Consider the following 10405-nt stretch of genomic DNA (forward strand, 5'->3'; position numbering starts at 1 on the left):
CACCACTTCAAACTCAGGTTGAATCTGCTGCACGAATTTAGCAGCCAGAGTGCTTTTGCCAATGCCACCAATTCCTAACAGCAAAACCAATCGACATTGTTCCGCCAATACCCACTGTCTCAGTTTTCCCAGTTCTTCTGTGCGTCCACAAAACAGAGCAGTATCGATCGCACCGCCCCAATCAAGCTGGGATTGTTCCGGGACGATCCGGGATGGATGCGCTGCACTGTGATCTCCTGATTCGTCAGGGGCACTTTTGGGTCGGGCATAATCATTTTTGCTTAACTCTAAGTTAAAGGCTCGCAATGCCAACTCCAACGACTGCTTATCCACGGGTTCTGTACATCCCAACACTTTAACAATCGTGCTGAGAGATAAGTTCATGCGCTCACTCAGTTCTTCCAGAGTGAAGCGATCTCCGGCATTCTCGCTGAACTCTGCCTGAACTTTTGCCGTTTGGAACCGATCCCACCCCTGTGCCGTCAGGACAACTCCTCGATGGTGTCTATTTTTTTGCATTGGCATTAAAATCACCCGGAGCGAGTGTGTACCGATCTGCTTAGATTTTGAGGAATTGATTTGAATTCAGCTGCTTAAGTCGAACTTAAGTTAAGGGTTATCTTACCAAACTTATCTGGTCTAATCTAGCCGATCGCCCAAGAATAAGAACAGCTTAGTCAGAACCCTGCAAAACCTATTTGCATCAATTTCTACAAGCACTGCAAAAGCAACAATACGGGAAAAGAGTATTAACAAAGCAAATTAGAAGATTGTTTAGCTGTAATCGGGCACACCTCTCACACCTCTAGACAGCCAACAGAGGAGGAATTTTGCGATTAGAGGTGTGTATCGATACGAATGTCAAAGGCTTCACTGGTTTAAGCCAAAGCGTTCTTTAGGAGATTTATTGATGAAGATTTTTGTTGCAGGCGCAACCGGAGCGATCGGTCGTCCGTTGATCGCACAATTACTTGCCAACGGTCACAATGTTGTTGCATTAACCCGTTCTTCAGAAAAAGCAGAAACGCTAGCCCAACAGGGCGTGGAATCCGCGAGTCCTTCGGAGTTGCGTTTCGCAATCGCCGATGTCTTCGACCCAGATTCCATTAAAGCCGCAATTCTCCAGGCTCACCCCGAAGTCGTGATTGAGCAGCTTACTGCCTATCCCAAAACCTACACCCGCGAGTCGATGAGTGCTGCCACCAAGTTCAACACACGCATCCGGTTAGAAGGGGGTGCGAATGTGCTAGCTGCCGCCCAAGCAGCCGGAGTACGGCGTTATCTAAGGCAGTCGATCGCATTTTGGGCAGTTCCCGGTTCTGGATTGGCAGACGAGGAAACGCCCCTCGCGTTTGATGGTTCGCCTGCGGTTGCTGCCGATGCTCGCGTGGTTACAGAGCTTGAACGCCGTTTGTTGGAACAACCTGATCTAGAAGGAATTATTCTGCGCTACGGCTTCTTCTACGGGTCTGGCACCTGGTTTGCCCCTGATGGTGATGTTGCCAATCAGGTACGACAGCAGCAATTCCCGATCGTGGGCAATGGCGAGGGGGTTTGGTCGTGGTTGCACATTGAGGATGCGGCGATCGCCACCGTATCAGCAGCAGAGCGAGGCAATCCTGGCATTTATCTAATCGCGGATAATCAGCCCTTAAAGGTACGCGAGTGGCTACCTGTTTATGCTCGATGGCTGAATGCTGCACCACCACCTCAGGTATCTGTTGAGGATGCGATACAAATCGGGGGAGCGGATGCAATTTATTACGGCACTCAAATGCGTGGTGTGTTGAATGCTAAAGCAAGACGGGAATTAAATTTTCAACCGCGATCGCTGGAATGGCTTGTTAAATCTGCTGCTTATGCCAATGAATCGTGTAAGGAGGATAAAAGATGAAAGTTGCTCGATATGGAACCGCGATTGTTGTCCTTCATGCGCTCGCTACATTCACGGCAAAGGTGACTCAACTTGCAGGCACGACAACTGATCCTCAAGCATACGCACAGCAGGTTGTCCAATTTCTCTTGCCTGATGTTTTGACATATAACCCCCAATTACCCATTGGCTACGGATTTGCTGGACGTAATGATAAAGCGCTGGCAGATGATACACCCGACTTGATATTAAGCCTACTTGCCAATGCTCCTTTCTCTGATCGCGTTGGCAAGCCAGATGGTTTACGCACTCACTTTCCCTACTGGGTGGAAGCAAACACAAAATAAGTGGCAGAACCACACTTGAAATTGGTAGCAGCACGAATCAACTAGCAAGCCATAAAACTCTGATAGGTATCTGATTTTGGAGAAATACATCATGAAAGTTTTGATTCGATTGATCGTCAGTTTTTTCGTCTTTATCGTCGATGTTGTTTATGGCAACCGTTCTTATGCCCGGTTTTATGTGTTGGAGACCATTGCCCGTGTGCCTTACTTCTCCTACCTCTCGGTGCTGCATCTCTATGAAACTCTGGGTTTCTGGCGTAGAGCAGATTTGTTGAAAGTCCACTTTGCCGAAACCTGGAATGAATTACATCATCTACTGATTATGGAATCACTAGGAGGCAGTCGCTATTGGGGCGATCGCTTCCTCGCACAGCATGTTGCAGTGGCTTACTACTGGGTCGTTGTACTGCTTTATATGCTGTCTCCCATGTACGCTTATTACTTGATGGAGTTGATTGAAAATCACGCTTATCACACGTATGACGACTACTTAAACGCACATGCAGCGGCACTGAAAACACAACCAGCTCCACAGGTGGCGATCGAGTACTACCGTGATGGCGATCTCTACATGTTTGAAGAAGTGCAAACAACAACCGGGGGAACGTTTCGTCATCCTCAGGTGGACAATCTCTACGACGTGTTTCTCAACATTCGTGAAGATGAATGCGCCCATGTAAAAACGATGGAAGTACTCCAGGAACCGGATGCACGGCAAAGCTTCTATGGTCCTCATACCGTTTTTACGGCAGCAAAAGCATTACCGATCGACGGAGAGCTTTGATCAGAATCGCCCTTTATGGATGGAAGCCTAACCCTTTATTCAACTCTCTAACTCCTTTAAAGCGATGAATACCGATATCTGGAGAAAGCTATGGGCTTTTCTCAATCAACCTTTATTTGATCAAAGTTCAGCAAACCTTCAACGGCTAGAACGCTGCTGGGATATGCCCTACAAACAGGATATTCAATTTGATTTGCAGCTGCTAGAACGCTGTTGGAACAAGTCGTGTATTAAGCCGGAGTGCGATCGCTAACTCACAAGATCGGACTGATTTTACCCTATCCTTTACCCGGTAACTTGCAATGAGAATTCCATCTATCCATCTCCCGCTTCCCTCTCCACATGGGAAACCCTTAAAACCAAAGTTGATTACGACGGGCATCATCCTCAGCGTGAGTTGCTTGGGTGTAGGTTTGTGGTATTGGCAGCATATCACTAAAGCCGAAACTCACTCTGCTGACGCTGCTGAAACGCATCCGTTGACGGTGCAGACGGTGGTTATCCACCAGCAATCCGTCCCAGAAGATCGGGCGTTGACTGGAACCGTGGAAGCGATCAATTCTACAAAGTTGACCTCTCGCGTAACTGGACGGGTTGAACAACTGTTGGTGCAGGAAGGAACACCCGTTGAAAAAGGACAGATCATCGCGATTATTGATGTCTCTGACATTCGGGCAAAACAACAGCAAGCAGATGCCCAAATTATCGAAGCACAGGCAGCCGTTGTCACCGCCCAAGCCAACCGTCGCAGTGCGCTAACCCAGGTGGATGCAGCACGGGAAAAACGCAGCGAAGCACAGGCATCACTGCTGGAAGCACAGGCAGAGATGGCAGATGCTCAACTGAACCAAAGCCGGATGGCTCGGCTTTTTCCAGAAGGAGCCATTCCACGAGTAAACCTGGATTCAGCCAATACGCGAGTTGAGATCGCGCAGGCAAGGATTCGCCAGATTGAAGCAACGATCGCGCAGGCAGCATCAACGATCAGAACTGCGGAAGCTGGCGTTGGAGAAGCAACCGCTGGTGTAGACCAGGCACAGGCACGAGTGACCCAGGCAAAAGCCACGGCGCGGGAGATTACCGCCAATTTAGACTACGGAGTGGTGCGCGCCCCGTTTGCGGGTGTGATTACGAGAAAACAGGTGGAAATTGGCGCGATCGCAGGGCTGAGCCAACCGTTGGTGACCCTGGAAAATGGGGAGCGTTTACGGTTGAGTGTGGCAGTTCCAGAAACACTGATTGACAACGTGCAGTTAGGGCAATCGGTGACGGTACACATCGATGCGTTGAACCGCAAAATGTCTGGAGAAGTCAGCCAGATTATTCCATCTGCTGATCCGCAAGCACGCAATTTTATAGTCAAAGTTGCACTGCCTTCTACAATTAATTTGATCTCTGGGATGTTTGGTCGGTTGCAGTTGGAGAGCAGCGATCGCACTGCTTTGATCATTCCCAAAAATACGCTGGTTGAGCGGTTGGGAGTTTCTGGTGTGTTTAAGGTGATCGATGGCAAAGCCCAGTTTCAAACCGTCACGGTGCATCCTATCAATGACGATGTCGTCGAGGTGTTTGCTGGAGTGAATGAGGGCGATCGCTTGATTCTCAATCCAGACTCAGGCTTGCACGAAAACACTCAAGTTACTGAGTCAGAAGTGAGTGAGTCCAATTATCAGCAACCTAGCTAAGGAGCGTCTCATGTCGAATAACTCTGGTGCTAAATCTCATGGGCTGGTGGGTCGAATCACCGCCTACTTCATCAACTCGCAACTAACCGTTTTACTGGTTATTGCACTGACCCTGTTCAGCATTGGAACCGTAACGCTGGTGTCTAAGGAGGAAAATCCTCAGATTAATGTGCCGGGTGCAACAGTGACGTTTACCTATCCGGGTGCCCCTGCCGAGGTGGTGGAAAAGAGCGTCACAACCATCATGGAATCGCGCATTCGGGAATTGGAAGGAATTGACCACATCTATTCCACTTCGGTTAATTCAGGTAGCGAAATTGGTGTGCAATTCAGCGTTGGCACCGATTGGGAAAGATCAATTTTTAATTTGCAGAATCAATTATTTGCCAGTCAAGACCTGTTGCCATCTGGTGTTACCTATGAAGTGCAGTCTAAACGCACGGATGATGTACCGATCGTCACCCTGACCTTAACGGGAAAAGACTACAGCGACAATCAACTGCATCGCGTCGGCGAACGCATCCTGGAGGAATTACGCAAGATTCCGGATACAGGAGTCCTGTCTATCAACGGGGGGCAGCCCCGCATGATTGCGGTAGACCTGAACCCGGATAAGCTGGCAAGTTATCAGCTATCCCCTGGCATGATTGCTCAATCGCTTCAGGCTGCCAATAGCGAACTGCCTGCGGGAGATGTGTCGGATGGTCAAACTCGCTTATTCATTGAAGGTGGCTCGCTCTTTGAGTCTGCTGACGATGTTGCTCAAATTATTGTTGGGTTTAGCAGCGATCGCTCTCCCATTTATCTACGCGATGTTGCTACGGTTCGAGATGACTTTCGCGATCGCACCTCCTACTCCCGGATGCACTTCCGTCCCGACTACGAGTTGAGTTCACCCCATCCGCACCTTAAGGACCGACCCAGCGATGCTTCCGTCAGCCAATCCGCAATTACCATTGGCATCGCCAAGAAGAAAGGGACGAATGCCGTTAGCGTTTCAGAGCAAATCTTTCATAAGCTAGAAGAACTCAAACCTGAGTTGCCTGCTGGCGTGGGAATTGCCGTCACCCGCAATGACGGTTATACGGCTGAAGCTACTGTAGAAAACCTGTTTCACGAATTGACGGTGGCGACGGTGGTGGTCGTGGTGATGATGATGTTGTTTTTGGGGTGGCGCGATGCTCTAATTGTTGGGGTTGTAATTCCGCTCACCTTGGGCACCACGATTGGCATTGGCTATCTTACGGGGCATACCATCAACAAAGTCGCGTTGTTTGCGCTGATTATCTCGATTGGGATTCTGGTGGATGATGGGGTGGTAGTGGTTGAGAATATCCATCGTCGGTTTGAACTGAAACCCCACTTAACCTTTCAAGAAAAACTGGAAGAGGCGATCGCGGCAGTCAGTGAAATTGGGGCACCAACGGTTCTAGCCACATTTACAGTGGTGTTGGCATTTTATCCATTGCGCTACATCACGGGATTAGTGGGTCCTTACATGGCTCCGCTGTCCTTTAACGTGCCTATTGCCATGATTTTGAGTTTAATTCTGGCAATCACGGTCACGCCTTACATGGCTGTGCGAATGATCAAACTGTCTCATTCCCATGAGTCACAGGATTTACACTCCACACGCATTTACCGCTGGTATTCCGCGATCATGCAGCCGTTAATGGACTCTCACAAACGCCGTCGGTTTGTCATCCTGACTGTTACGGGGTTGCTGGTGTTTACACTCACCTTTCCATTGACCCAGTCGGTGAAAGTGCGCGTGCTACCGAAGGGTAATGATTCTGATTTTCTCGTGCAAGTTGATGCACCTTCGGGAACTGGGTTGGAGCAGACAAACCAGATTGTGCAGGAGGTCGAAGCTGTTTTGCAACAACAGCCTGAAATCATTAATTTTGAAACCTATGTGGGAACCTTCGCTCCGGTGGATTTTGCTGCCTCGTTTAGAGGAACATCCAGCCGAGGGGAAAAGCATAATGCTGAGATCCGGGTTCATGTCACCGATAAGGTGGCGCGATCCATCACCACCGAAAATCTGGTGATTCAGTTGCGTCCTCTGCTGATAGACGTTGCCTCTCGGCACCAAGCAGTGGTCAAGATCCTGGAAAAGCCAGCAGGTCCTCCGCAGCGAGCGACGGTACTGGCAGAAATTTATGGTCCTGATGTTGTGCAACTCCGGGAACTGTCAAAACAGGTGCGACAGGTTTTTATCGGTACAAAGGAAGTCGTGGATATTGACGACTCGACCCGCAACCAAATCCCACAAATGCAGTTAACCGTGGATCAAGACAAGGCAATGCGGGCAGGCATCACTCGCACAGACGTTGCCCAAACCTTGAATATGCTGTTGAAGGGATCAGATGTTTCGACTCTGAAAATTCCGGGTGAAATTCTCCCCATTGGAATTCAACTGCGCTTTGCGGAAGAATTTCGCCGCAGTTTGGATAACCTGGCTCGAATTCAACTGCCAACGTCTACAAGGGTGCTGGTGCCACTGAGCGAGTTAGTCAACCAACAGCCCGCGATCATAGACCAGCCCATCTTTCACAAAGACCAGCAATCCGTGGTCTATGTCACTGGAGAAATGGCAAACCGCTCCTCCATCTACGCAATCTTCGATCAACTGTTTTACTTTATGCGCCATCCCCTGCCTGCTGGCTATTGGATTCAGTGGGACGGAGAGTGGAAATTGACCACAGACCTATTCCGCGATATCGGTTTGGCTTTGACCGCTGCCACAGCCATGATTTACATGCTGCTGGTTGGACAATTCCATAGCTTCAAAATTCCCCTGATCATCCTGGGCAGTATACCGCTGTCGCTGATTGGCATCCTAATTGCCTTTGCGCTCAATGGTGCTTACTTCAGCGCCTTATCTTTGATTGGCGTTATTGCTTTAGCGGGAATGGTAATCCGAAATTCGATCGTCCTGTTGGAATTTATCCAACAACGATTGCGGGAAGGAGCCGATTTACAACATGCCATTCTGGAAGCGGGAGCCGTCCGATTTCGTCCGATTTTGCTCACCAGTTTGGCGGCAATTTTGGGCAATGCTCCGATTCTGCTCGACCCTGTTTGGGCGGGTTTGGGATGGACCATTATCACGGGGATGATAGCCTCTTCAGCCCTGACGATGGTGGTGATTCCGCTAATTTACTATGTCGATCGCATGCAGCGATCGCAACCCTCAGACGAATCACAGGACAGCGATCGTGCTCAAGACAACACGGGAGGTGAAAGCTATGCATCGTAATGTGTTTAAGCAGATTCACCAATGGATTGTGAAAACACCCCTGCGATCGCTCTCGGAAGCCTACAATGCAGCTTTGGCAATTCAAGCAATTGAAGAGAAACATTTCGCAGGTCAGGCAATTGCCAAAGATACAAACTACACCGATGCAGCATTCAGCTACTTTCGGAACAAACGAGAGTCCTATCTGCAAATCATCCGCTTGCGACTGGCTGAATTTAGAACCAGTAACCTCATTTCAAACCTGCTTCATGCCTCGCCTGAACAACGCTTGTCTAGAATGAGTCAGGACAGCGACGAGGGCGTGATTCTGGAGAAATTAAGCGTGATTGAATCTGTTTTAGCGAGATACGAACTTCAACGGCAATCAGAAGCGATCGGTTTCCCCTGGAAGGGAGACCAGGAAGCCAATTCGGTCTTCCAGGGAGCCTCTTCTGATTTTGAACAAACAGGTTCAATCCAAAGAATTCGATCGGGTTCCATGTTCGATACCGCAAATCAAATTAAGAAAGAGCTGATGCCCGACTATGAACGGGAAGTTCTCTACGAACTGCGTGCGGCTCGTAAGCGGACCATAAGAGCCATTCGGTTTTTGGTGTTGCTCATCGTCGTTCCATTCATGGTTCAGTTTGCAGGTAAATCACTCTTAATTGAGCCATTATTCCATCACTTCAACCATTCTCCTCAAATCGTGCTGGTGGGTGAAGCGAAGGAACGGGCATTGCACGATCTCTCTCAATTTAAGGAAAGCCTGGAATTTGACACATTAGTGCATGACAGCCATCAGAGCCTGGATTCAGAGCAATTACTCAAAGCCGAAGCCAATCGCTTACTGGAGCGTTATTGCGAGGAGAGTACAGAAGGTATCAAAAATCTCATGGCAGATGGGTTAGCATTCGTGACCTTTACTGCACTGATCTATTTCAGTCGCCAGCAAATGTTCACGCTTAAATCTCTAATTGATCGAGTTTTTATTGGATTGAATGATGCAACCAAGGTGTTTCTAATCATTCTCTTCACCGATATGTTTGTTGGCTACCATTCATCTCATGGTTGGGAAGTTTTACTGGAAGGCATTGCAGAACATTTTGGGTTGCCCAGCGATCGCAATACCATCTTCCTGTTCATTGCAACCGTTCCTGTGATGTTGGATGCCACATTGAAATACTGGATCTTCAACTATCTCACCCGCAAGTCACCTTCAGCCGTTGCCGTTTACCGAACAATGAACGAGTAATCAGAGTAATCCTCTTTAAAGGAGACAATCACTATGTGGATGCCTAAGCCAGAAAGTCACCTCTCTGACTCGGCTACAAAACCGTGCATGAAACGTTAATTTCACACGGCTCCTCAATGATTTGGTGCTTGTCACGCACACCTCTAAGTTCAGAGTTAAAAGGGATGAAAGTTAAGATAATCCTCATCTATCTCAGGAAAGATTGGGTTCTGCTGGAATTGTAACCCTTCCAATAGTTTTAGTAAGTTGCTCGAATTAATGGATTGTTTGCCAGGTGCAATTTTATCCTATTCCAGAGATGCTCCAACCGCAATTTTCTCTGGCTAATGCGATGGAAGAGCGCTATAGTACTGTCAGAATTTTGTCTAGAATTTAGAGTGATTATAGTCACCCATACATGATGCATATGCAGCAAGAAATTGATCAATACGAAAAGCTATTTCAAGTTTTAGATCGAGTAGTCATACTCAGTAAACAACAGCAGGAAAATGTTCGTAAATTTTTCAAGTACCAGGAGTTACCAAAAGACTATCAACTCCTGAAGGAAGGTGAAATATCAAACTATTTGTATTTTCTGGTTAAAGGGGTAGTTCGGCAATTTTACTGTGTTGAAGACAAGGAGATCACGTCAAGGTTTGCATTTGAAGATGATTTTATTTACTCACCTCATAGCTTTATTTCGAGAAAACAAAGTAAAGAAAATATTAAATCAGTTTCAAATTGCCAGTTTTTTGTGACAACTTATGAGGGGTTGCAATATCTTTACGACAACGACCCTGCATGGAATAAGATTGGACGATTATTGATAGAACATTATTATATTGAGTTAGCAGAATGGGCTTTTCTAATGAAAACTCAAACCGCTTTTGAACGATATGAGGATCTCGTTCAGAGACACCCTGATATCCTCGATCGCGTCAAGCTAGGACATCTTGCCTCCTATTTGGGAATAACCCAAGAAACCCTCAGTCGTATCCGCGCCAGATATCGAAATCAGCAACGCCGCCGTCATCTAGCCCAGGAAATTTGATCAAGATCAAATTTGACCTATATCAAAAAAAGCTCCTGTTGCTTACCTGTGGAGTCACCGTAAGATGCAGTTATCGACAAAAAACAACGCACCGCGAGGTAACAATCATGGGATTCAAATATATCAACGAACTAGCAACTCCTGAAAATGTTGATAAACTGCTGTCTTTAGTTGACATGGTTGCTGGGGG

Annotated in this window: 8 protein-coding genes and 2 pseudogenes; 9 read left to right on the forward strand and 1 reads right to left on the reverse strand. The window is 47.7% G+C overall.

The window, feature by feature from the left end; all coding sequences use genetic code 11:
- Window positions 1-519: pseudogene (locus tag H6G86_RS36590) on the reverse strand (hypothetical protein); the annotation flags it as partial.
- 391 nt (window positions 520-910) lie between these two features.
- Between H6G86_RS36590 and H6G86_RS36595 the strand changes: the two are divergent.
- The 9 genes and pseudogenes from H6G86_RS36595 to H6G86_RS38455 form a co-directional block, all read left to right on the forward strand.
- On the forward strand, window positions 911-1894 hold the full coding sequence (locus H6G86_RS36595) for an NAD-dependent epimerase/dehydratase family protein (RefSeq protein ID WP_190938468.1): 984 nt from the start codon (window positions 911-913) through the stop codon (window positions 1892-1894).
- Complete coding sequence (locus H6G86_RS36600) at window positions 1891-2220, forward strand: hypothetical protein (protein ID WP_190938469.1); 330 nt, start codon at window positions 1891-1893, stop codon at window positions 2218-2220. The genes H6G86_RS36595 and H6G86_RS36600 overlap by 4 nt, the downstream gene beginning before the upstream one ends.
- A gap of 91 nt (window positions 2221-2311) precedes the next feature.
- Window positions 2312-3004, forward strand: coding sequence for an alternative oxidase (locus H6G86_RS36605; protein ID WP_242065161.1), 693 nt, complete (start codon window positions 2312-2314; stop codon window positions 3002-3004).
- Between the two features lie 64 nt (window positions 3005-3068).
- Window positions 3069-3257, forward strand: a complete 189-nt coding sequence (locus H6G86_RS36610) for a hypothetical protein (RefSeq protein ID WP_190938470.1) — start codon at window positions 3069-3071, stop codon at window positions 3255-3257.
- Window positions 3258-3306: 49 nt separating this feature from the next.
- A complete protein-coding gene (locus H6G86_RS36615) occupies window positions 3307-4689 on the forward strand; it encodes an efflux RND transporter periplasmic adaptor subunit (RefSeq protein ID WP_190938471.1) in 1383 nt (460 codons plus the stop codon).
- A gap of 10 nt (window positions 4690-4699) precedes the next feature.
- Window positions 4700-7951 (forward strand): efflux RND transporter permease subunit, encoded by a 3252-nt coding sequence (locus tag H6G86_RS36620; protein WP_190938472.1) that lies wholly within the window; start codon window positions 4700-4702, stop codon window positions 7949-7951.
- Window positions 7941-9185, forward strand: a complete 1245-nt coding sequence (locus H6G86_RS36625) for a hypothetical protein (protein ID WP_190938473.1) — start codon at window positions 7941-7943, stop codon at window positions 9183-9185. The genes H6G86_RS36620 and H6G86_RS36625 overlap by 11 nt, the downstream gene beginning before the upstream one ends.
- A 397-nt stretch (window positions 9186-9582) precedes the next feature.
- Window positions 9583-10215 (forward strand): Crp/Fnr family transcriptional regulator, encoded by a 633-nt coding sequence (locus tag H6G86_RS36630; RefSeq protein WP_242065162.1) that lies wholly within the window; start codon window positions 9583-9585, stop codon window positions 10213-10215.
- Window positions 10212-10405, forward strand: a pseudogene (locus H6G86_RS38455) (hypothetical protein); the annotation flags it as partial. The gene H6G86_RS36630 and the pseudogene H6G86_RS38455, both read left to right, overlap by 4 nt.

Origin of the sequence: Nostoc sp. FACHB-133, from assembly GCF_014698055.1 — a bacterium.
GTDB lineage: Bacteria > Cyanobacteriota > Cyanobacteriia > Cyanobacteriales > Nostocaceae > Nostoc.